At 33.8% G+C, this 20,828-nt stretch carries 24 protein-coding genes; 19 read left to right on the top strand and 5 right to left on the bottom strand.

The genetic code is table 11. The features are described 5' to 3' along the window. The 5 genes from ACYQ1E_RS12635 to ACYQ1E_RS12615 all read left to right on the top strand — a co-directional run bounded on the left by ACYQ1E_RS12635 (position 1) and on the right by ACYQ1E_RS12615 (position 4,542). Positions 1–1,167 carry a (Fe-S)-binding protein gene (locus ACYQ1E_RS12635; protein ID WP_459879991.1) on the top strand — a complete coding sequence of 389 codons (1,167 nt, stop codon included), beginning with the start codon at positions 1–3 and terminating at the stop codon, positions 1,165–1,167. A 169-nt stretch (positions 1,168–1,336) separates the two neighbouring features. Further along, complete coding sequence (locus ACYQ1E_RS12630) at positions 1,337–1,783, top strand: desulfoferrodoxin family protein (RefSeq protein ID WP_459879988.1); 447 nt, start codon at positions 1,337–1,339, stop codon at positions 1,781–1,783. Positions 1,784–2,025: 242 nt separating this feature from the next. Next, on the top strand, positions 2,026–3,270 hold the full coding sequence (locus ACYQ1E_RS12625; protein ID WP_459879986.1) for an MFS transporter: 1,245 nt from the start codon (positions 2,026–2,028) through the stop codon (positions 3,268–3,270). 25 nt (positions 3,271–3,295) lie between these two features. Next, the gene (locus ACYQ1E_RS12620; protein WP_459879983.1) at positions 3,296–3,721 is read left to right on the top strand and encodes a QcrA and Rieske domain-containing protein; all 426 of its coding nucleotides are present in this window, start codon (positions 3,296–3,298) and stop codon (positions 3,719–3,721) included. A 14-nt stretch (positions 3,722–3,735) separates the two neighbouring features. After that, a complete protein-coding gene (locus ACYQ1E_RS12615; protein WP_459879980.1) occupies positions 3,736–4,542 on the top strand; it encodes an SIR2 family NAD-dependent protein deacylase in 807 nt (268 codons plus the stop codon). A gap of 22 nt (positions 4,543–4,564) precedes the next feature. Here ACYQ1E_RS12615 and ACYQ1E_RS12610 read toward each other — a convergent pair whose 3' ends face one another. The 4 genes from ACYQ1E_RS12610 to ACYQ1E_RS12595 are packed head-to-tail and all read right to left on the bottom strand — an operon-like array spanning position 4,565 to position 7,628. Next, positions 4,565–5,149: a DUF4125 family protein gene (locus ACYQ1E_RS12610; protein WP_459879977.1), complete on the bottom strand. Its 585-nt coding sequence runs from the start codon at positions 5,147–5,149 to the stop codon at positions 4,565–4,567. Positions 5,150–5,192: 43 nt separating this feature from the next. After that, the gene (locus tag ACYQ1E_RS12605; protein WP_459879974.1) at positions 5,193–6,110 is read right to left on the bottom strand and encodes an NAD-dependent epimerase/dehydratase family protein; all 918 of its coding nucleotides are present in this window, start codon (positions 6,108–6,110) and stop codon (positions 5,193–5,195) included. A 10-nt stretch (positions 6,111–6,120) separates the two neighbouring features. Then, a complete protein-coding gene (locus ACYQ1E_RS12600) occupies positions 6,121–7,047 on the bottom strand; it encodes a DUF4037 domain-containing protein (protein WP_459879972.1) in 927 nt (308 codons plus the stop codon). After that, a complete protein-coding gene (locus ACYQ1E_RS12595; RefSeq protein WP_459879969.1) occupies positions 7,044–7,628 on the bottom strand; it encodes a tetratricopeptide repeat protein in 585 nt (194 codons plus the stop codon). The genes ACYQ1E_RS12600 and ACYQ1E_RS12595 overlap by 4 nt, the downstream gene beginning before the upstream one ends. A 286-nt stretch (positions 7,629–7,914) precedes the next feature. On the opposite strand from ACYQ1E_RS12595, the gene ACYQ1E_RS12590 reads away from it, so the two are divergent. From ACYQ1E_RS12590 to ACYQ1E_RS12525, 14 genes are all read left to right on the top strand, one after another. Beyond that, positions 7,915–9,321 (top strand): sigma-54 interaction domain-containing protein, encoded by a 1,407-nt coding sequence (locus ACYQ1E_RS12590; RefSeq protein ID WP_459879966.1) that lies wholly within the window; start codon positions 7,915–7,917, stop codon positions 9,319–9,321. A 25-nt stretch (positions 9,322–9,346) separates the two neighbouring features. Further along, positions 9,347–10,537 carry a pyridoxal phosphate-dependent aminotransferase gene (locus ACYQ1E_RS12585; protein WP_459879964.1) on the top strand — a complete coding sequence of 397 codons (1,191 nt, stop codon included), beginning with the start codon at positions 9,347–9,349 and terminating at the stop codon, positions 10,535–10,537. Positions 10,538–10,754: 217 nt separating this feature from the next. Then, positions 10,755–12,401, top strand: a complete 1,647-nt coding sequence (gene pyrG / locus ACYQ1E_RS12580) for a CTP synthase (RefSeq protein ID WP_459879962.1) — start codon at positions 10,755–10,757, stop codon at positions 12,399–12,401. A 186-nt stretch (positions 12,402–12,587) separates the two neighbouring features. After that, positions 12,588–13,397 (top strand): 3-deoxy-8-phosphooctulonate synthase, encoded by an 810-nt coding sequence (gene kdsA, locus ACYQ1E_RS12575; RefSeq protein ID WP_459879960.1) that lies wholly within the window; start codon positions 12,588–12,590, stop codon positions 13,395–13,397. Beyond that, positions 13,394–13,918: a KdsC family phosphatase gene (locus tag ACYQ1E_RS12570; protein ID WP_459879958.1), complete on the top strand. Its 525-nt coding sequence runs from the start codon at positions 13,394–13,396 to the stop codon at positions 13,916–13,918. The genes kdsA and ACYQ1E_RS12570 overlap by 4 nt, the downstream gene beginning before the upstream one ends. Then, the gene (gene lptC / locus ACYQ1E_RS12565; protein ID WP_459879955.1) at positions 13,888–14,436 is read left to right on the top strand and encodes an LPS export ABC transporter periplasmic protein LptC; all 549 of its coding nucleotides are present in this window, start codon (positions 13,888–13,890) and stop codon (positions 14,434–14,436) included. Before ACYQ1E_RS12570 ends, lptC begins: the two co-directional genes overlap by 31 nt. Further along, entirely contained in the window at positions 14,433–14,978 is a 546-nt protein-coding gene (locus ACYQ1E_RS12560) for an LptA/OstA family protein (protein ID WP_459879952.1), read from the top strand. Before lptC ends, ACYQ1E_RS12560 begins: the two co-directional genes overlap by 4 nt. After that, positions 14,978–15,703 (top strand): LPS export ABC transporter ATP-binding protein, encoded by a 726-nt coding sequence (gene lptB / locus ACYQ1E_RS12555; protein ID WP_459879949.1) that lies wholly within the window; start codon positions 14,978–14,980, stop codon positions 15,701–15,703. Before ACYQ1E_RS12560 ends, lptB begins: the two co-directional genes overlap by 1 nt. A 294-nt stretch (positions 15,704–15,997) precedes the next feature. After that, on the top strand, positions 15,998–17,422 hold the full coding sequence (gene rpoN, locus ACYQ1E_RS12550; RefSeq protein WP_459879947.1) for an RNA polymerase factor sigma-54: 1,425 nt from the start codon (positions 15,998–16,000) through the stop codon (positions 17,420–17,422). A 48-nt stretch (positions 17,423–17,470) separates the two neighbouring features. Continuing rightward, positions 17,471–18,013: a ribosome hibernation-promoting factor, HPF/YfiA family gene (gene hpf / locus ACYQ1E_RS12545; RefSeq protein WP_459879944.1), complete on the top strand. Its 543-nt coding sequence runs from the start codon at positions 17,471–17,473 to the stop codon at positions 18,011–18,013. A 16-nt stretch (positions 18,014–18,029) separates the two neighbouring features. Beyond that, a complete protein-coding gene (locus ACYQ1E_RS12540) occupies positions 18,030–18,479 on the top strand; it encodes a PTS sugar transporter subunit IIA (RefSeq protein WP_459879941.1) in 450 nt (149 codons plus the stop codon). A 2-nt stretch (positions 18,480–18,481) separates the two neighbouring features. Beyond that, complete coding sequence (gene rapZ, locus ACYQ1E_RS12535) at positions 18,482–19,363, top strand: RNase adapter RapZ (protein ID WP_459879939.1); 882 nt, start codon at positions 18,482–18,484, stop codon at positions 19,361–19,363. A gap of 25 nt (positions 19,364–19,388) precedes the next feature. Next, positions 19,389–19,805, top strand: a complete 417-nt coding sequence (locus tag ACYQ1E_RS12530) for a PTS sugar transporter subunit IIA (protein WP_459879936.1) — start codon at positions 19,389–19,391, stop codon at positions 19,803–19,805. Then, positions 19,795–20,283 carry a PTS sugar transporter subunit IIB gene (locus ACYQ1E_RS12525; RefSeq protein ID WP_459879933.1) on the top strand — a complete coding sequence of 163 codons (489 nt, stop codon included), beginning with the start codon at positions 19,795–19,797 and terminating at the stop codon, positions 20,281–20,283. The genes ACYQ1E_RS12530 and ACYQ1E_RS12525 overlap by 11 nt, the downstream gene beginning before the upstream one ends. A gap of 3 nt (positions 20,284–20,286) precedes the next feature. Here ACYQ1E_RS12525 and ACYQ1E_RS12520 read toward each other — a convergent pair whose 3' ends face one another. After that, entirely contained in the window at positions 20,287–20,544 is a 258-nt protein-coding gene (locus ACYQ1E_RS12520; protein ID WP_459879931.1) for a hypothetical protein, read from the bottom strand. Between the last annotated feature and the right edge of the window lie 284 nt (positions 20,545–20,828).

Genomic DNA, 20,828 nt, shown 5'->3' with positions numbered 1-20,828 from the left:
ATGGATAAGGAATTATTAAATATTATTCATAGGTGCTTTAGATGCGGGTATTGTAAATTCCCGTCAACCTACATAGATTTTAACTGTCCAAGCTATTTTTCCTATAGATTTGAAACTTATTCTCCAGGGGGACGGATGTGGCTTATTTATGAATGGATAAATGGGAATTTGAGTTCAAGTCCAAGATATCAAGAAATTTTATATTCCTGCGCAACCTGTGCAAATTGTATTAACCATTGTGCCTTTCCTGATTTTAGAGATTTATTACTGGAAGTATTTAGACAGGCAAAAGAAAAATTAATAGAAGAAGGAAAGGTGCCTCCATCTGTGAGAGATTATTTAACCAATTTATATAAATTTAAAAATGGATTTGGAATATCAAATAAAAAGAGATTTGAATGGGCAGATAATGTAGAAGAATATGACAGCAATAAACATGAGTATCTTTTGTATGTAGGAGATGAATGTTGCTTTGATCCTATTGCAAATCAAATGGCTGTCTCAACTATAGAATTACTAAGATGTATGGACATATCCTTTGGTTTATTAAAGCAAGGTGAAATATCCGATGGACTTGAAGCATATAATCTTGGAGAAACTGAATTATTTAAGGAAATAGCAGGTGAGCTTGTTAAAAATATAAAAGATTCAAAGGTGCAGAAAATAATTTTTATTTCTCCTCATAGTTATTATAATTTTAAAAACTTATATCCTAAATTTTTTGATGTAGATTTTCATTTATATCATATTACAGAGATAATTGAGCAGAATTTTTCTAAGATAAAAAACAGGATTAAATCTATCAATAATCACATAAAAATAAGCTATCACGATCCATGTTATTTAGCACGACATTTAAAGGATTTTTCAACTGTTAGAAAAATTTTAAATATGTTGTCACTAAATTTTATAGAACTTCCTAGAAACAAAATGGATTCACTATGTTGTGGGGGAGGCGGAGGAAATTTCTACACCTCTTTAACTCAAAAAAATGAAGAAACTACAGCAAAGCAAAGGATTTTAGAAGCAATTGAGGCAAAGATAAAATGGCTTATTGTATCTTGTCCAATATGTAAAGTTATTTTAGAAGATGCTAAAAAATCTTTAAATCTAGACCAAAAAATAGAAGTCATTGACATATCTACATTTGTTTTAAAAAACATATAACTTGTGGCATTATTTTTTACCTGCGAAATCTTTTAACAAAGTTAAGGATAAGAGAGTCAGGTGGGTAAGAGATAAATTATCTAAATGCCTTGACACAGACATTAATTTTTTTTATGTCCAAATTGTAAGTTTAAAAAGAAGGTATTAACTCTGAAAAAGGAGGTAAAAGATGACTCAGAGACTGCAGATTTATCAATGTGAAGTGTGTGGAAACACCGTTGAGGTGATAGATAAGGGAAAGGGGAAGCTTGTATGTTGTGGGAAGCCCATGGTTTTTCTCAAGGAAAATGTTCAGGATACCGGAAAAGATACCCATTTGCCTGTAGTAAACAGAAAGGGAAATGTAGTGGAGGTCCAGGTTGGAAAAGTCCTCCATCCAATGGAAGAAAATCATTATATTAAGTGGATAGAACTTGAGGATGGAAATAGAGTTTATAGACAATACTTTGAGCAGCCTAAACCAATAGATGACGATGATGATAGAAATAAAAAGAAAAAACCTCCTCAGCCAAAAGCAACCTTTATAGTGGAAAATAAGCATTATTATGCAGTGAGAATCTATTGTAATTTGCACGGACTATGGAAGGCCTTTAAGAGTATGCAATTAGGGTTTTAAGGTGTTATTTTATTAGTCAAGCAGGTAAAAATTAGGGATACACTTCAACATAAAGGAGAGCTGGTATTTCTTTTAAAGAAATAGCAAAAAAATAGATTTAGAAGGAGAGTATTAATTTTTTGTGGGGGAAAAGATTTCTTAAAAAAATTATAATAAGAGAGGGTAAAAAGGGTGTTGACTACTCATTTTCTTAACAATGTTCATTAAGTAAAACTAAATTAAAAAATGGGGAGGGGGATGAGGTGAAGGGAAAAGATAATGGATCACAAACAATAGGTACCTATCAATGGGTAATTTTTGCGCTTTTGACCATTGTCCACCTGTTAATGGCCATGTGCTTCTATGCATGGGGACCACTTGCACCTTTCCTAAAAAATGATCTGCTCATTAATAATAACCAGTTTGGCTTTGTAGTTTCCATCATGTATGGAGTAATGGTTGTTGTTTCTATCCCTGGTGGTTTTCTTACTGATAAATATGGTGTTAAGTGGATGTTAGTGCTTTCAGGTTTTCTTTTGTCCATAGGTTTTGCACTATTTTCTGTCTTCAACTCTTACGAATCCCTTTTTTTGGTATCAGCCTTAGCAGGAGCTGGATATGGAATGATAAATCAGATTACGGCCAAGGGTTTGATGTATTGGTTTGAACCAAGCAAAAGAGCAACTATCATGGGGATAAAACAGACCAGTGTTCCAGTTGGTGGCAGTTTAATAGGAATTTATCTTCCTTTTTTTGCAAAGTTCATAGGGTGGCAAAGAGCTATTCTTCTTTTGGCAGGAGCGATTTTTTTTATCCTTCTAATTTCTTTAGTTTTTTACAGGGAGAAGCCGGATCTAGATGAATCCTTTTTCAAAGAACAACAAAAAGGAAAAACAGAAAAAACATCTATCAAGTCGGTCTTACTTCAAGCCAGTGTGCTTTCGTTGATAGTTATTTTTACCCTGCTTGCAATTGGTCAATCTTGTGTTACCTCTTTTATTGTTCTTTATGGACGTGAATCATTTTCCCTTCCCATGGAAATTGCTGGAAGTTTTCTTACGTTAGCAATGGTAGGCGGATCAATTAGTAGAATACTCTTTGGATTTATTAGTGATCGTTTTTTTAAAGGAGATAGAGTGGCCCCAATAGCACTGCTAACTTTAGTAGGAGTTGGGACAACCTTGTCTCTTGTTTTTTTGAATAAAGGTACCCCCCTATGGCTCCTATATGTTATATGTACTCTTCTAGGTGGAGCCTTGTTAGGGTGGAATTCTTTAGCCATTGTTTTAATGGCAGAAATTGCAGGAAACGAGCTGGTGGGATCTATTATGGGAATTATATTTACAATTGCCTGGGGAGGAATGGTGATAGGACCTACTTTATTTGGATACGTTGTTGACATGTATGGATACAAGATGGCATGGCTTGTAATTATGTTTTTTACTGCTATTTCTTTTATGGGATTGATCTGTCTGTGGCAAAAACAGAAAAAAGCAGTTCTTGCTTAACACTTTAAAATTACAGAGGTGGCCTATGTCAAAAATTGGAGATATCTTCAAAGCTGTTTTAGGGATATGCAGGACCAAAGAATTAAGTCCTCATTTGTGGAATTTAGAACAAAACAAGATATATATAGACTTAGAGAAAGTGCCAGAATTACAAAAAAAGGATGGTGCAGTTTATTTAAAAGGAAAGGGTCTTAAATATCCTGTGTTGATAATTCGTGATGGAGATAAAGATTTTTTGGCATTTGTTAATCGTTGTACCCATATTGGACATAGAAAACTTGATCCTGTGCCAGAGAAAAAGGAGATTCGCTGTTGCAGCTTATTTCACTCTACCTTTGACTATAAAGGAAATAAATTGAGAGGACCAGCAAAAAAACCATTAACTCCTTTCCCAGTCAAATGTGTTAATAATACTCTGATTGTAGATGTGGGTGGTCAATTTATTAAATGAGATAGGAGGCTGCAATGATTAATAGAGAACTAATAGAAAAGGCTGCAGAATTAATTTCTTCTAAAAAGCCTGTTGTTGCTTTTACAGGCGCGGGAGTTTCAAAAGAAAGCGGCATTTCTACATATCGAGACCCTGGTGGCTTATGGGATAGATACCCAGAAGGTAGCTCTGGTGGGATTTTAGCAGTTTTGAGAAATCATCCTGAAGAGGGTTCAAAAATACTCAAAGATTTTATGGCAAGATTAAAAAATGCCAGGCCTAATCCTGGTCACATGGCGCTTGTTGAGCTTGAAAAAATGGGATATTTAAGATCTGTTATAACCCAAAATGTTGACAACTTACACATAGAGGCAGGCAATTCAAAGGTCCTGGAATTGCATGGAAATATCTTTCGGCTTAGATGTATTAAGTGTGGAAAGATAATAAAACTTGAGAGAGAAAAATATTTTGAAATAATAGAAGAAATACTTAATCGCATGACACGATTGACCATGGAGGATCTATTTTCCCAACTTCCGCCCTGTGAATGCGGCGGAAAAAGACGTATAGACTTTGTTGGATTTGGCGAGCCAGTAAAGGACTTACCTGAAGCAATTGCAGAAGCTCAAACCTGTGGTCTCATGCTGATCTTGGGAACATCTGGAGTAGTCTATCCCGCTGCCTCTATTCCACTAACAGCAAAGTCAAAAGGGGCTATGCTTTTAGAGATAAATCCAAATAGAACTGCTTTAACTGACCATACAGACCTCTTTGTACCAGAAAAAACTGGAGAAGCACTCCCACAAATTGTTTCAGCTTTAAAAAAGAGAATAAAAAATTGAGAGAAATGGATTATCTTAACGACTAATGTCTATTTTTTGCAGCCTCTTCTGCCTCCTCCAAGGATTCGTAACCAAGGTCCATTACTAATTGTTTATATAATTCTTCTGCCATATTTTTCCCTTCTTTTTGCATCCCAACTATATCATCATACAGGCTTGCAAGGGTGTTGTGTGAATATGTTTCAAGTTCTCCTCTCAAATATGTTTCAAAGGAAGTTTGAAAAGGGGAATCTTGGGAGGAATACACTGGACGGGCACCGCGCATCAACTTTGGATACTTGCGAAACATCTCTTCTTGCCATTTACATTGGATATTCACAATCTTATCAATCAATGGATCTTGATTTTTTGGGGGAATAAGATTGTCCATACGGGCGTATTTTTCAGTCATTAAATTACGTCCTTCCTTTTCTGCCATCTCTAAGTCTTTGAGATAACTTTCCAAGGTCTTTTCAGACCACATCAAAAACTGAGCACGCCGCATGGTTTTAAAACTCTCAGGATGCTCCTGGCATGCTGCCTTTTGCCTCACAGGTACTGTTAAAAACATCTTTAACTCTTTATCTAAAATCTTTTCAATTAGTTCTGTTCTTTTTGTGTTTTCCACTTTACACCTCCTTTTTCCCCACTTATCCTCCTATGAATTTATCTTACTCTAAACTACAATACCAATTGTATGTTCTTTTCATTCCCTCAACAAATGGCGTGTATTCAAAACCTAGAACGCGTTGAACAAGAGTGCCCGAATATATTAGGTGTTTGTCCAGAGGAAATGGTAGTGGTATGAGCTCTCTTTCAATTGTCTGAACTGGTAATACAGTGGTGGGGATTTTTTGCCCTGTGATTTCTTCTAAGACCTGAACATATCTTCTATAAGAAACAAGCTCATCTGCTGAGAGATTAAAGGCCTGATTGAATGCCCTTTGGTTGCCAATACACTCTAAAATAATTTTAGCCACATCCCAAACAGAGACAAATTGGAAAAGGGCAAGTTCGTTATCTGGCAAAACAATCCTTTGACCACTTTTTATAAGGTCAAAAAAATAACTCTCTCTTGGAGCATAGTTATATTTTCCATAAATAATCGTGGGCCGCAGGCACGTATAAGGAATATTCGCTGACTCACACAACTCCATCAACTTTAGTTCTGCTAACCATTTATTATACCCATAATCTGCGGCTGGTCCTAATTCAGGCTGGGGGCCAGTTAATTTAGGTGCCTCTTCTTTTACAGGTAAGTCAAGTGTGTCTTCATAAATAGAGGCAGTGCTGATAAATATATATTGTTTTAATGAATTATTAGGTAAAACATTCATTAAAATCTCAATATCTGTAGGAGTATATGCGCAAAAATCTATTACAGCATCCCAGATTTTAGCAGGTAGGACCGCCTCAAGTCTATCAATATCGTGTCTATCACAAATGAGTTCATTAACTCTGTCCATATTTAAGGGACGATTTCCTCTATTTAATACATAAATATCAAATTCCTCTTTTTGCACAGCCTCTTCTACAAAAACCTTTCCTACAAAGTAACTCCCACCAATTACCAATATATTTTTTTTCATAACAATCTCCTTATCCTACCCATACATTTCGTTCTCTGAGTGCCCTGTCCTTTATCCTTCTCTGTACTTCAGGACCATGATCTAAAAGAAAACTACTATTGGAACTACTGAGATCATCAATCCTGAGTTGAGTAATAACATCACTACAAATAGATTCAATTATATCGACCTTTTCTTGATAATTATTGGTTGTGACTAAATTTAATATCTTTTGATGGATTTCCTTTCCCAATATTGGAAGTTCCTTTAATGCTCTATGCATCCATTTAAAAAATGGGGTATAACGTCTGTTTAACAAAAAAATAAGAGAAATCACATCAGCGCAAAATTTGGTTTCACAGTATTGAGCAGCAAAATATTCTTTTCTCTTAACACATCTACCAAAGTTGTATTGTCCTGATTGTGCAATTGTCATACAACGTGAAGCTATCTTTTTTAGTCTCACATCTTCTGGATAAAATTCAAGGAGTTTTTCTCTCCATCTGGAAAATTCCCCTAATGGATCATAGAACACTCTGCCATTAGTACATGCAGCCAGAGAGCTTTCTGGAATATAGAGCCACTCCTCATTATCTTTTGGTATATGATCTAATCCGATAAAATTAGCATAAAATTGGGAAATTTCAAATACACCAATTCTTCCAAGGCCCCAATCACTTACCTTTCTTGGACCATACCCCATAAAGACCTTTGGAAGTTTATAAATTTCATATTCGAGGTCTTTACCTATTTTTTCATAATCCTCTTTGGTTAACCAGACACAAAAACCCGGCCCCCAGTCATGATCTCTTGAAATTTCATCATCATAACCATAACATTCAGACCCATCCCCAACAAGCCCTGCAGCAATGCGCTTTTCATATTCTTTAAATTTCTTTTGTATCAAGGGCATTCCATAGGTTTCAAAATACTTTTCTGCCAGTTCTAATCCTTTCATATTTCTGTCCTCTTGTCTTGTTTATTTTTATTAATTTCTTTAATTAAAACCTTAATATTTTGTTTAACATATTCAGCTTTGTCCTTTTCTTCCAAAGATTCAAAAATGGGGAGGGCCCTTTTGTACAGCTTTAAAGCCTCTTGAGGGGAATCTTTCATCACATAAATATAAGCAATATTGGTGAGCTGATTTGCTATGCCTAACCTATTATCCAACTGTTCAAATAACTCCAAGGCCTTCTTATAATACTCCAAGGACTTATCATATTTTTGTTTATCCCTGTATACTGATCCTAAATCTCCAAGTTGTTCTGCTTGACCACGTAAATCATTCATGGATTTGTATAAATCATAGGCCCTTTTAAACCAAACAATGGCTTCCTCAAAGTTTTTTAACCTAACGGCTATTAGACCAAGATTACTGGCAACTACTGCTCGAATCCTTTTTTCTTCAATTTCTTCCAACAATTTATAACTTTGCCGATAAGTAGCCCTGGCCTTGTCTAACTGGCCTATAATCAAATATTCATTTGCTTTCCAACCCAATTGAAGAGCCTTATTTTTTATTTCTTTTTTCTCCATAATCCTCACCTTTTTTCAATTTGCCATTGTGTCTTTTTTAATTGTTAGGATAAAGATTAACTGATTAAGTAAGCAGTGTCAATTATTTTGAACGGAAATCAGCCCTTAATTTATATAGAAAAGACTTATCTTAAAAAAACAGATATTAAAACATTAGCCTTTTCATGTTGACCTTGTAAAAAATAGCTCTATACTTCAACTCCATATGTTTATAAATTTATGTTTAAGTATTGATTTTTCAACTTAATTGTGCAAAAAGCAATTTTTGCTAAGTAGTAAAAAGTAAATGGACAATTTTAATTTTGACATGGAAAAATTTTTATTAATTATTTCTGAAATAAAGGATATTGCCCATCTCATAGATGGATTAAAGGAGAATAACATTCAATTTCAAGTTAGCTGTGATTTGAATGAGATAGATGTTATTTTAAATAAGAGACATCCCAATTTAGTGATTGTTAAAGATAAACTTGAAAAATTAAATCCAGAACAAATAATAACTAAAATTGTAAATAGAGATAAAAGTCCATATGTTGTTGTTTTTTCAGAAAAAGCAGATGTTTTTATAGCAAAAAAATTTCTGGACCTAGGAGTATTTGATTTCTGGATAGCACCACTTATTTTAGAGAAAATCTTGGTCTTTTTTAAAGAAGAAAACAAAGAAAATTTTTCACAAAATCATAGGCCCAAAAATTATATAAAGATAGTTGGGGAGCATAAAAAGATAAAACTGGCACTTGCCTTGGCAAAAAAGATAGCGCCATCAAATGCAACAGTCTTAATTTGTGGGGAGTCTGGAACAGGTAAGGAACTTATTGCAAAATATATTCATATTAATAGTAAGAGGGCAAGAGGTCCTTTTGTTGCAGTAAATTGTGCTGCTTTACCAGAAAATCTTCTGGAAAGTGAACTTTTTGGATATGAAAAAGGGGCCTTTACTGGCGCATATAAATCAAAACCTGGAAAGTTCGAGCTGGCATCAGGTGGTACAATTTTACTGGATGAAATATCAGAGATGAATCTGACTTTGCAGGCAAAGCTTCTTAGAGTGATTCAAGAAAAAGAAGTAGATAGGCTAGGTGGAGTCCAACCAATAAAAGTTGATGTTAGAATAATTGCTACCACTAACAGAAATTTAAAAGAATATGTGGATCAGGGAAATTTCAGGCAGGATCTATATTTCAGATTAAATGTTATTCCTATTCATCTCCCTCCTTTACGAGAACGAGGTGAAGATGTTATCTTGCTTGCTAATTATTTTTTAGAAAAATTTTCCCTGGAATACAATATTCAATCACCTGGATTCAGCGAGGAATCAATCAGGTGGATGAAAAATTACAATTGGCCAGGAAATATAAGAGAGCTTGAAAATTTAGTTGAAAGAGCAATTCTTATAGCACAGAACTCATACATAGAGCCTAGACATCTACTCATGGATTCCTTAGAAGAAGATCTACTGGGAGAGAAGGATGAAAAGAATTTAAAAGATAATTCAAAAAAGCAAAACTTAGAAACTTCTCAATTTGCTCTGGATAGGATTATTCCATTGGAAGAGCTGGAAAAACACATGATAATAAAAAGTTTGGAAAAAACTAGAGGAAATAGGACTAAGGCAGCAGAACTCTTAGGCATATCTGTAAGAACCCTTAGAAATAAATTAAATAAATTAAAACAAGAAGGAATTACTTTGTAAACAATAGAATTAAGGGAGTGTAAATATGGGGTATTTAAACAAAGAAATAACTGGATTTTTAGAGAAAAGTTCCTGGATAAGGAAGATGTTTGAGGCTGGATTGGAATTGAAGAACAAGTTTGGTGAGGACAATGTTTATGATTTTAGTTTAGGAAATCCAGATTTGCCTCCACCAAAAAAGGTAAAAAATGCCCTTATAGAAATAGCAAATAATGCGGATAAACCATATGTTTTTGGGTATATGCCAAATGCTGGAGCACCTCAGACCAGAGAAAGAGTTGCTGAATACCTTTCTAATGAACAGGGCATTAAGATTTTGCCCAGTGATGTGATGCTAACCTGTGGTGCAGCTGGTGGCCTTAATTGTCTTTTCAGGGCTATTTTAGAGCCAGGAGAAGAGGTAATTTGTTTGTCTCCATATTTTGTTGAATATGTATTTTATCTCTCTAATCACAATGCAAAGGCTAGAATCGTTGAAACTAATGAAAACTTTGAAATAGATTTAGATAACATTGAGCAGGCTATTTCAAAAAATGTGAGAGCTGTTCTTATAAATTCCCCCAATAATCCAACAGGTCAAATCTATTCCAAAGAACATTTAGTGAGTTTGGGAGATTTGCTTACAAAATATTCAGAAAAATTTAATAGGCCAATCTATCTGATTTCAGATGAGCCTTACAGATTTTTAACATATGACGGATTTTTGTGTCCTTCAGTTTTTAAATGCTACAAAAATTCTATCGTTGTCAGCTCTTTTTCTAAGAATCTGTCTCTTGCTGGTGAGAGAATTGGTTATGTTGCCTTAAATCCTGAACTTGAAGGGAAAGAAGAGCTCATGAATGGGCTTATATTTGTAAATAGAATACTTGGTTACGTAAATGCCCCTACTATTGGGCAAAAAATCATAGACCATGCCCTGGGTGAGAATGTGGATATTTTGATATATAAAAAGAGAAGGGATTTGATGGCCAATATATTAAAAGATGCTGGATATGAATTTCTCATGCCAAAAGGTGGTTTTTACTTCTTCCCAAAATCTCCCATCCCTGATGAAGTTGAGTTCGTTAAAATACTTCAGGAAGAGCGAATTCTGGCAGTTCCCGGCTCTGGATTTGGAAGAAAAGGGTATTTTAGACTATCCTTTTGCGTTTCTGAAAAAACAATAGAAAATTCTGCCAATGGATTTAAAGAGGCTATAAAAAAGATATTGTCTTAACCTACTGTTTTTTTTAAATAAGAAAACACTAAAGGCAGAATTTTTATATTTAAGATTGGATCTAATCTTGATAAAAAGAGCCTTTAGTAATAGAATTTCCTATTTTCACCAAATCAAAAAATAGACTTTTGGACCTATAGGGTGTATAAGGTCATCTCGTGTTGCTAAGGGATTTGGTCATCCTGGTATAAATAAAAATAAGAGGTATTTTAAATTTATGACCAAAAACAAGACAAAATTTATTTTTATTACTGGAGGAGTTCTATCATCGTTAGGTAAAGGACTAGCTGCAGCCTCAATAGGGGCTTTGCTAAAGACAAGGGGGTTAAAAGTCACTATTCAAAAATTAGATCCATACATAAATGTAGATCCAGGCACAATGAACCCCTTTCAACACGGAGAGGTATATGTAACAGACGATGGCGCTGAAACCGATCTGGACCTTGGGCATTATGAAAGATATCTAGGCATTCCCATGGGGAAACACAATAACTATACCTCTGGAAGCGTGTATTATGAAGTTATAAAAAAAGAGCGCAGGGGAGACTATCTTGGAGGTACTGTCCAGGTTATTCCCCACATAACAGATCAAATAAAACAATATATTTTAAATGTAGTGAAAAATGACGAAGATGTTGCCATAATTGAAATTGGCGGCACTGTTGGGGATATTGAAGGACAACCCTTTTTAGAAGCAATTAGACAGATGCGCTACGACCTTGGGAAAGAAAGGGTCTTATATATCCACTTAACATTGGTTCCTTACATTAAAACCGCTGGAGAGCTTAAAACAAAACCCACCCAACACAGTGTAAAAGAACTCAGAAGCATAGGTATTCAACCAGATATTATTTTATGTAGAAGTGAGATGGAACTCAATGAAGGAATAAAAAGGAAAATTGCCCTTTTTTGTAATGTTGACCCAGATGCTGTTTTTTCTGCTGTAGATGTTGAGAATATATACGAAGTCCCCCTTACATTTTACAACGAAGGTATAGACCAAAAAATAGCAATAATGTTGAAACTTCCTGCGAAAAATCCAGACCTTACACCATGGATAAATCTTGTAAAAAAACTAAAATCATTAAAGCAAGGACCTAAAATTGCTATCGTTGGAAAATATGTTGATTTAAAAGAATCCTATAAAAGTTTACATGAAGCTTTGATTCATGGTGGAATAGCAAATGATGTAAAACCAGAGCTGGTCTATGTGAACGCTGAAGAATTAACACAAGATAATGTGAATGAAAAACTCGGGCAGGTGCATGGAATCTTAGTGCCTGGTGGATTTGGTTACCGTGGAGTAGAAGGCAAAATCATTGCATGCAAATACGCCAGAGAAAATAAAATTCCATTTTTTGGAATATGTCTTGGAATGCAATGCGCTGTAATTGAATTTGCCCGAAATGTGTTGAATTTGCCCAATGCAAATTCCTCTGAATTTGATCCCAACACCCCGGACCCAGTTATTTACCTTATGACTGAATGGTATGATTTTAGAAAAAAATGCGTGCAAAAAAGGGATGTATCATGTGAAAAAGGTGGCACAATGAGACTCGGGGCATATCCCTGTAAACTCAAAAAAGAAACAAAGAGTTTTGAAGCTTATAAAAAAGAGTTAATAAGCGAAAGACATAGACACAGATATGAATTTAATAAAAAATATGCAGAGGATTTTGAAAAAAATGGAATGGTCTTAAGCGGACTTTCTCCAAATGAAGAACTGGTGGAAATAATAGAAATTAAAGATCATCCATGGTTTGTGGGATGTCAGTTTCATCCAGAATTTAAGTCTAAACCCATGGACCCCCATCCCTTATTTGTCAACTTTATAAAAGCAGCAAAAGAAAAATTTTCGGGTTAATGGGTTAGGAATTTAAATTGTTCAACGTTCAATGTTCAACGTTCAATGTACTTAGAACTTTGAACCTTGAACATAGAACCTTGAACTTTGAACATAGAACTTAGAACCTTGAACTTTGAACCTTGAACATAGAACATAGAACTTTGAACTTAGAACCTTGAACCTTGAACCTTAGTAGGGTAAATAATGGAAGACCTAGAAAAAATATACAAAAATAGCTTTGAATCTCTGTTTTTCATATTAGGTCCATGTGTTATTGAAAATGAGGATATAGTTTTAAAAGTAGCTAAAGAAGTTAAAGGAATTTCTGATAAATACAATATTTCTATAATATTCAAGAGTTCTTTTGATAAGGCAAACAGGACATCTATAAAGAGTTTTAGAGGGCCAGGTCTTGATAAGGGCCTTGAGATATTGAACAAGGTAAAAGAAATGTATAAATTACTAATAACTACTGATATCCATGAAACATCGCAGGCAAGCCGAGTAGCTGAAGTGGTTGATGTAATTCAGATTCCTGCTTTTTTATGCAGACAGACAGATTTGTTAATTGCTGCAGGTAAGACAAATAAAATCGTAAATATAAAAAAAGGGCAATTTTTAGCCCCCTGGGATATGTTAAATGCTGTTGAAAAAGTAAGATCAACTGGAAATAACAAGGTCTGGTTAACAGAAAGAGGGAGTTTTTTTGGCTACAACAACCTTGTTGTGGATTTTAGATCTATTCCAATTATGCAGGATACAGGGTGTCCTGTTATTTTTGATGCAACCCATTCTGTGCAACTTCCTGGAGGAAAAGGAGAATCTTCAGGGGGAAAAAGAGAATATGTCCCACACCTTGCTTCCTGTGCTGTGGCGGCTGGGTGTAACGGAATTTTTATGGAAGTACATCCTGCCCCAGACAATGCCCTGTGCGATGGCCCAAACAGCTGGTATCTTGACAGGCTGGAAGATTTAATAAAAAAATTAATAAAAATAAAACAGGCAATCTCATGAAGGAACTGGTGAAAAAAATAAAGATACTTATAAGTGATGTAGATGGAGTGCTCACTGACGGAGGCTTGTATTATGATGATCAAGGAAATGTTTTTAAAAAATTTAATGTGCAGGATGGTCTTGGCATAAAACTGGCTCAAATGGCTGGATTGGAGATAGTTATAATAACAGGATTAAAATCAGAAGCAGTAAAGACAAGAATAAAACAACTTGGAATTACAGAATATTATGAAGGTTTTTTGAAAAAAGACCATTTGATAAGAAAAATTTCTAAAGATAAAAATATAAAATTTGAAGAAATGGCCTATCTTGGAGATGATTGGGTGGACGCTCCAGCCATGAAATTAGTGGGACTACCTATGGCTGTAAAAAATGGACAACCAGAGATAAAAAAAATTGCAAAGTGGATTTCCCAAAAAAAAGGAGGAGAAGGAGCCCTCAGAGAAGCAATAAATTTTATTTTGGGCATGCAAGGAAAATTAAAAGAGTTATGGGAAAAATGGTTAAACCAAGAATTTTAGCATTTGGCCTAATAGTTGCGGTACTTTTGGTCAGCATAATAATCTATTTTCAAAAATCAGAACAAACACCTCCCAAACAACAATTTTTAATAAAAAATCTACCATTTGAATCTATATTACAAAAGGCTATAATAAAAGGTGTTACTAAAAAAGGATTTTGGGTCTTAAAGGCAGATAAGGTCCTATCAAAAGACAAATTATCTGAGATTCGCTTTATTTCCCCTGAGTTATTGATAACCTTAAATGATAATTCCACACTTAACGTGAGCGCTCAAAGGGGATTTTATTTTAAACAACTCAAGAGAATAGAATTTGAATATAAAATAAAAGGTAAGTATAAAGATATCATTCTGGTTGCTAATTTTATGAATTTTAATTTAAAACTTAACAAAATTACATTTAAAAATGGCTTTAAAATAAGTAATAATCAATTAATTGTTTCAGGATTAGAAGGTATAATAGATTTGAACAAACATATTATAACTCTTAAAAAAAATGTCAGGGTGAAAATTATATGAAAAAATTTATATTTTTATTTACGCTTTTTTGTATATTATCATTAAATAAAATAAGTTTTTGTAAAAATATAAAATCTGCAATTACTATAGATGCTGAAAAGGCTATTTATATTGAAAAAGAAAATAAGGTGTTATTTGAAGATAAAGTTGTTGCTAAAAATAAAGATTTAACAATCAGATCAGATAAATTAATAGTTTTTTTGAAAAAAAAGGTAAAAAATATTAATTCTACAAAAAATAAAAAAGATATAATAAAAAAAATGGTAGCTAGCGGGAATGTCCATATAATATTTAAAGATAAAGAAGGGTATTGCTCTACTGCAGAATATAATATAAAAGATCAAAAAATCACATTGGAGGGAAATGTAACGCTCATTCAAAATAAAAATAAAATTGAAGGAGATAAATTGGTTATTGATTTAAATAAAAATACCAGTGAAATTTTTTCCAGTAATTCTACGAAAGTAAAAATAATATTTTATCCTGAAAAACAGGGAAATTCTCAGAACAAAAACAATGCAACAGAGATAGATAAAAAATAATGGATTCACATCTACAGGGAAAAAAACTGTCCAAAAGTTACGGAAAAAAAACAGTAGTCAGAGATATAAGTATTTCTGTATCAAGTGGACAGGTGGTAGGTCTTTTAGGTCCAAATGGTGCAGGTAAGACCACTACTTTTTATATGTTAGTAGGCATAATTTCTCCTACTAAAGGAGAGGTCTTTCTAGATAATGAAGATATCACCACCTGGCCATTATATAAACGTGCAAGAAAAGGAATAAGCTATTTGCCGCAGGAGAGCTCAGTTTTTAAAAAACTTACTGTAGAACAAAACCTGAAAATTATTCTTGAGTTTACTGGACTTTCTTCAAAAGAACAGGAAGAAAGAAAAGATTTTTTATTAAAAGAATTGGGCATTCATCATCTAAAAAAACAAAAGGCCTGTTATTTGTCAGGAGGAGAGAGGAGACGTCTTGAGATTGCCAGATCACTAATTAGACAACCAAAATTTATTTTGCTTGACGAGCCCTTTGCTGGTATTGACCCATTGGCTATTTTGGATATCCAAAATATTATTGCAAAGTTAAAACAAAAAGGTATAGGAATACTTATCTCTGATCACAATGTCAGGGATACAATGAAAATTTGCGACCTTGTTTATCTGGTGTATGAAGGAAAAATCATCTTAAAAGGAACTCCAGAAGATATAGCGAATAATGAAATTGCTAAAAGAATCTACCTTGGGGATCAGTTTGAACTTTAAGGGTTTATGGATTTCATTGAAGTTCTAGGTTCTGGATTCTGGGTTCTAGGTACTAAATTTCTTAAACATTGAACGTTGAACATTGAACATTGAACATTGAACGTTGAACATTGAACTTAGTTCTATGCTCTAACTTCAAGGATTTAAAGGTTAATGGGTTAAACTCAACAAACCCAAAAACCCAATTAATTTTGATTTGCCTTGAATCAAGAGATGTGGCATAATATTTGATAGGCGCGATTGCAAAGCCTGTTTACATAGAAAAGAAGATCCAGAGGAGGTAATAAATAAATAATGAGTTTGGAACTGAAACAAAATCTCAAACTGACCCAACAACTTGTAATGACACCCCAGTTGCAACAGGCCATAAAGATGTTGCAACTCTCACGGCTTGAGCTGGTTCAAACAGTTCAACAGGCATTGCAAGAAAATCCGTTACTTGAAGAAACACTACCAGAAGTCCAGGAGGTAAATGCAGAACAAAAGGTTTCAACAAAGGATGTTCCCACATTATTGAAAATTGATGAAAAACATCTGCTTAAAAATGCTGAATGGGAAAATTATCTTGGATATTTTTCCAGCTCCTCAAAAATGGCTAGGGAGATTGAATTCCCAGATGAAAAATCCAATTTAGAGGCCTTTTGTGCATCAAAACCAACTCTGGAAAGCCATTTATTATGGCAACTTCACTTATCTAATATGGATCCAGAAGAAATCAAAATTGGAGAAATAATTATTAAACATATAAATTCTTCAGGCTATTTGGACAGTAGTGTAGAAGAAATAGCCAACATAGTGAAAAAAAGCCCAGAACTAGTAGAAAAGGTCTTAAAAAAGATCCAACAATTTGATCCTGTTGGCGTTGGCAGTAGAGATTTAAAGGAATGCCTCATAGAACAACTCAAATTTCTGGGTATATTAGATGAGACCATTGAAAAGATTATAGAACATTATTTGCCATACCTTGAAAAAAAGAAATATAATCAAATTGCAGAAGAATTAAATATTACACTAGATAAGGTATTGGAGTATGTAGAAATTATCAAGAGTTTAGACCCAAAGCCAGGAAATAATTTTAGTGAAGGTGAAACTGTTTATATAAGTCCAGATGCATATGTATTTAAATATGAGGATGATTTTGTAATAATATTAAATGATGAAGGTTTTTCAAACATAAAAATAAATGAATATTATTTGGAATTACTCAAAAAAAATAACAGTAAAGATAAAGAATACCTTGAATCAAAATTTAAAGATGCACTCTGGCTTATAAAGAGTATACATCAAAGACAAAGAACCTTATACAAAGTTATTGAAAGTATTATAAAATTTCAAAGGGACTTTTTTGAATATGGAATAACACAACTAAAACCTCTTGTTCTTAGAGATATTGCAGAAGATATTGGAGTCCATGAATCCACAGTAAGTAGATTAACTACCAATAAATATATTTCTACTCCCCATGGTATATTTGAACTAAAGTTCTTTTTTAATAGTGGTATTAATGCCGGGAACGGTAATGAAGTATCTGCGGAAAGTGTAAAGTATTATATTAAAAAGTTAATTTCAGAAGAAGATTCCAAAAAACCTTTAAGTGATCAAAAAATAGCAGAGATATTAAAAGAAAAGTTTCAAATCAATATTGCCAGACGTACTGTAGCAAAATATAGGGAATCAATGGGAATTCCAGCTTCAAGTAAGAGAAAAACATTTTTTTAAATCATTTGTAAGAGAAAAACATTTTTTTAAATCATTTAAGGAGGATGTATGGAAATACAATTTAATTTCAAAAATTTTGAACCTTCAGAACATTTAAAAAAATACGCTGAAAACCGTTTTAGAAAACTTGAAAAATATATAAAAAGAATAGATAGTGCATACCTTCAAGTAAATATGGAAGTTGATAAATATAGACAAAAAATAGATGTTGTATTTAATGCAGATGATATTCATATTTCTGCTCAGGAAGAATCACAAGATATGTATGCATCAATTGATAAAGTGCTGGATAAAATGGACGCCCAACTTAGAAAAATGAAGGATAAAGAAAAAGATAGAAGAAAAGGTAAATTAAATAAATCACAAACTTTTAAAAGTGAATCTATTAGAGAATCTGTATCTGAAGGCTATCCTAATATCGTTATGTCAGATAATTATATCCCAAAACCAATCTCAATAGAGGACGCAGCAATAGAATTACAGAGAAGCGATAATAACTTTGTGGTTTTTATAAATTCTGATACCAAAAGGGTGAATGTGTTGTACAAAAAGAAGAATGGCGATTTTGGATTGATAGATCCACAGATATAGAGGCAAGGGAGCTAAAATGGAATTAATGGAATATTTAAGTAAAGACCTCATCCTCCCAGAATTGAGCTCTACTACTAAACAGGAAGTATTAAAGGAATTAGTAAGACCACTTGAGAATAAATTCCCAAAGTTTAATACAAAAAACGCATACAAAGTACTCCTTGAAAGAGAACAGTTAGGATCTACGGGTATTGGGGATGGTGTTGCCATCCCCCATGGTAAACTCCGGGAACTAAACAAAATCGTTGTTGTTGTTGGAAGGAGTTTTCTGGGAGTGGACTTTGATGCATTGGACAAAAAGCCCTGTCATATATTCTTTCTGGTACTTGCCCCAGAAAATGTGGCTGGACTTCACTTAAGAATCCTGGCACATATATCACGAATCCTGAAAGACCCAGCATTTAGGCAAGCCTTTATGGAGGCAAAAGGAGTGGATGGAATCTGGAATCTTTTGGGGGCACATTAAAAATGAATGAGATAAAACTTCCCCTGATCATTATAAGTGGCCTTTCTGGAGCTGGAAAGAGTACAGCACTAAAGGTGTTTGAGGATATGGGCTTCTTTACAGTGGATGGCTTACCTCTACCAATGACTATCAGACTAACTGAGCTATTTAGTGAACAAAATCCAAGAAAGTACAGAGGTCTTGCCCTGGGAGTAGATGTCAGACAAAAGGATTATCTCTCTGAGTGGGATGAGATAAAAAACCGGCTTATGTCTTATAATATTGAACCTCAAATAATCTTTTTGGAAGCAGACAAGGATATCTTAATTAAAAGATATGCAACTACAAGAAGACCCCATCCATTAGAATCAAAAGAAATTGGCCTTACACAGGCAATAGAAGAGGAAAAAGAGCTACTTAATGCCCTTAGAGAAGAATCCAAATTAGTGATTGACACATCAAATTTTTCAATTCATGACTTACGTAGAAAGATACAATCCAGCTTTGATTTTTTAATGGAAAGTAATGTTGGTTTCAGAATAAATATTATCTCATTTGGATATAAATATGGAATTCCAAAAGAGGCTGATATTGTTTTTGATCTCAGATTTCTACCAAATCCATATTTTGAAAATGATTTAAGGCCACTTTCTGGCAGAGAAGAAAAAATTCAAAAATATATTTTAAAGTTTGAACAATCAAAGACATTTTTGAATAAGCTGGAAGATTTTTTAGAATTTATGTTACCCTTATATTCTGAGGAAGGTCGGTACCGTCTCACAATAGCCTTTGGATGCACAGGTGGATTTCATAGGTCAGTTGCTATATCAGAGATAATATCTCAAAAATTGAGAGAAAAAAACTACAATGTCCAATTGGAACATAGGCACCTTGCCCTTGGATAAGTTAATTTAATGTTAGAGGTATAATATGGTGGGAGTACTTATAGTTACTCATCTTGATTTGGGGAAAAAACTACTTGAAGTGGCAGAATTAATTATGGGCAAACAAGAACTAACCAGAGCCCTTACCATTGATACTTCAAAGCCAATGGAAGAGATTCTTGGAGATATACAGATTAGTGTGAAGGAATTAGATGAAGGAGACGGGGTCATAATCCTAACAGACATGTTTGGTGGCACACCAAGCAATCTAAGTTTTTCCTTTTTAAAAACAAACAACCTTGAGGTAATTACTGGGGTAAATTTACCTATGCTCCTTAAAATATTTTCATCTAGAAATCTTCAATTAAAAGAACTTGCATCTGAGGCCAAAGTTGCCGGTAAAAAGGGTATAAGGATTGCTGGAGAAGTCCTCCAAAGGAAGGTTTCTACAAATGGAAGGTAATAACATCTGGGTCAGAATAGACAATAGACTTATACATGGACAGGTAATTGAGACCTGGATACCTTATTTTAAATCAAAATATGTAGTTGTGGCAAATGATGAATTAAATAACGATGCTATTAGACAGGAAATTATAAAGCTTGCTATTCCAGCCAGTTTGAAGGTATTTTTTTGTGGTGTACAGGAGGTTTTAAAAACAATAAAAAAAATTTTACAAAGAAAAAACGGGCAAATATTTATCCTTTTTGCCACTTGTCAGGATGCAAAAAAGGCATTTGATATTGGACTTAAATTCAATACCCTGAATCTGGGAAATCTTCACTACAAACCTGGAAAAAAACAGGTGTGTGACCACATTTTTTTAAGTCAAGAGGATATTACTTGCTTAAGATATTTAAATAAAAGAGGCATATCATTGGATTTTAGATGTGTGCCAAACAATCCAATTTCAATACCAGTGGATGAGTTATGGAAATAAATTTTATAAATCTATTTTTCTATAGTTTTTTTTTGGCCTTTTTTCATTAACCAGATTCCTTTTGCCTATAGGACTAGTTGACCGACCTATAACAATATCACTCCTATTTGTTTTTTTTGTCCAGGATATAGAACTTTGCTTAGGAGCAGGAATCTTCTTTGAGCTCCTGTGGATGGATTCTTTTCCTGCAGGGACATATATCCCTCCACAAAGGCAGTTCCCCCTGTTTTTGACCCTTGCCATTAGTAGTAACATTTCCATAACTAACCCAAATATATTTTACCTCTTACTTCTCATCACCATCCCCTTTGCACATATTGGAAAATGGTTAGAAAGATTTCACAGAATAGCACAAAACAAAGACTACGATAAAATAACAAAAAAAATTACTACACTTCCATCCTACCCCCTTGGACCAAGGCTTATTAAGTCTCTTATGCAACTACTGTTAATAAATATAACTGTTTTTTTTATCTCTTGCATCATTGTAACAAAAGCCATAACCATACTACACAACTATATCCCTTTATCTACCAGCACAAAAA

It is taken from the genome of Desulfothermus naphthae (assembly GCF_054657475.1).
Note: the sequence above shows the minus strand (reverse complement) of the source record. Positions and strands in the feature narration are given on the sequence as shown.

Coding starts and splice junctions, on each gene's coding strand:
- ACYQ1E_RS12605 (WP_459879974.1), bottom strand. CDS start 6,110: ATGAAAAAAAATATATTGGTAATTGGTGGGAGTTACTTTGTAGGAAAG.
- ACYQ1E_RS12520 (WP_459879931.1), bottom strand. CDS start 20,544: ATGGAAATGTTACTACTAATGGCAAGGGTCAAAAACAGGGGGAACTGC.
- ACYQ1E_RS12620 (WP_459879983.1), top strand. CDS start 3,296: ATGTCAAAAATTGGAGATATCTTCAAAGCTGTTTTAGGGATATGCAGG.
- ACYQ1E_RS12585 (WP_459879964.1), top strand. CDS start 9,347: ATGGGGTATTTAAACAAAGAAATAACTGGATTTTTAGAGAAAAGTTCC.
- kdsA (WP_459879960.1), top strand. CDS start 12,588: ATGGAAGACCTAGAAAAAATATACAAAAATAGCTTTGAATCTCTGTTT.
- ACYQ1E_RS12615 (WP_459879980.1), top strand. CDS start 3,736: ATGATTAATAGAGAACTAATAGAAAAGGCTGCAGAATTAATTTCTTCT.
- hpf (WP_459879944.1), top strand. CDS start 17,471: ATGGAAATACAATTTAATTTCAAAAATTTTGAACCTTCAGAACATTTA.
- ACYQ1E_RS12630 (WP_459879988.1), top strand. CDS start 1,337: ATGACTCAGAGACTGCAGATTTATCAATGTGAAGTGTGTGGAAACACC.
- ACYQ1E_RS12530 (WP_459879936.1), top strand. CDS start 19,389: ATGGTGGGAGTACTTATAGTTACTCATCTTGATTTGGGGAAAAAACTA.
- lptC (WP_459879955.1), top strand. CDS start 13,888: ATGGGAAAAATGGTTAAACCAAGAATTTTAGCATTTGGCCTAATAGTT.
- ACYQ1E_RS12600 (WP_459879972.1), bottom strand. CDS start 7,047: ATGAAAGGATTAGAACTGGCAGAAAAGTATTTTGAAACCTATGGAATG.
- ACYQ1E_RS12560 (WP_459879952.1), top strand. CDS start 14,433: ATGAAAAAATTTATATTTTTATTTACGCTTTTTTGTATATTATCATTA.
- rpoN (WP_459879947.1), top strand. CDS start 15,998: ATGAGTTTGGAACTGAAACAAAATCTCAAACTGACCCAACAACTTGTA.
- ACYQ1E_RS12635 (WP_459879991.1), top strand. CDS start 1: ATGGATAAGGAATTATTAAATATTATTCATAGGTGCTTTAGATGCGGG.
- lptB (WP_459879949.1), top strand. CDS start 14,978: ATGGATTCACATCTACAGGGAAAAAAACTGTCCAAAAGTTACGGAAAA.
- pyrG (WP_459879962.1), top strand. CDS start 10,755: ATGACCAAAAACAAGACAAAATTTATTTTTATTACTGGAGGAGTTCTA.
- ACYQ1E_RS12570 (WP_459879958.1), top strand. CDS start 13,394: ATGAAGGAACTGGTGAAAAAAATAAAGATACTTATAAGTGATGTAGAT.
- ACYQ1E_RS12595 (WP_459879969.1), bottom strand. CDS start 7,628: ATGGAGAAAAAAGAAATAAAAAATAAGGCTCTTCAATTGGGTTGGAAA.
- ACYQ1E_RS12540 (WP_459879941.1), top strand. CDS start 18,030: ATGGAATTAATGGAATATTTAAGTAAAGACCTCATCCTCCCAGAATTG.
- ACYQ1E_RS12525 (WP_459879933.1), top strand. CDS start 19,795: ATGGAAGGTAATAACATCTGGGTCAGAATAGACAATAGACTTATACAT.
- ACYQ1E_RS12590 (WP_459879966.1), top strand. CDS start 7,915: ATGGACAATTTTAATTTTGACATGGAAAAATTTTTATTAATTATTTCT.
- rapZ (WP_459879939.1), top strand. CDS start 18,482: ATGAATGAGATAAAACTTCCCCTGATCATTATAAGTGGCCTTTCTGGA.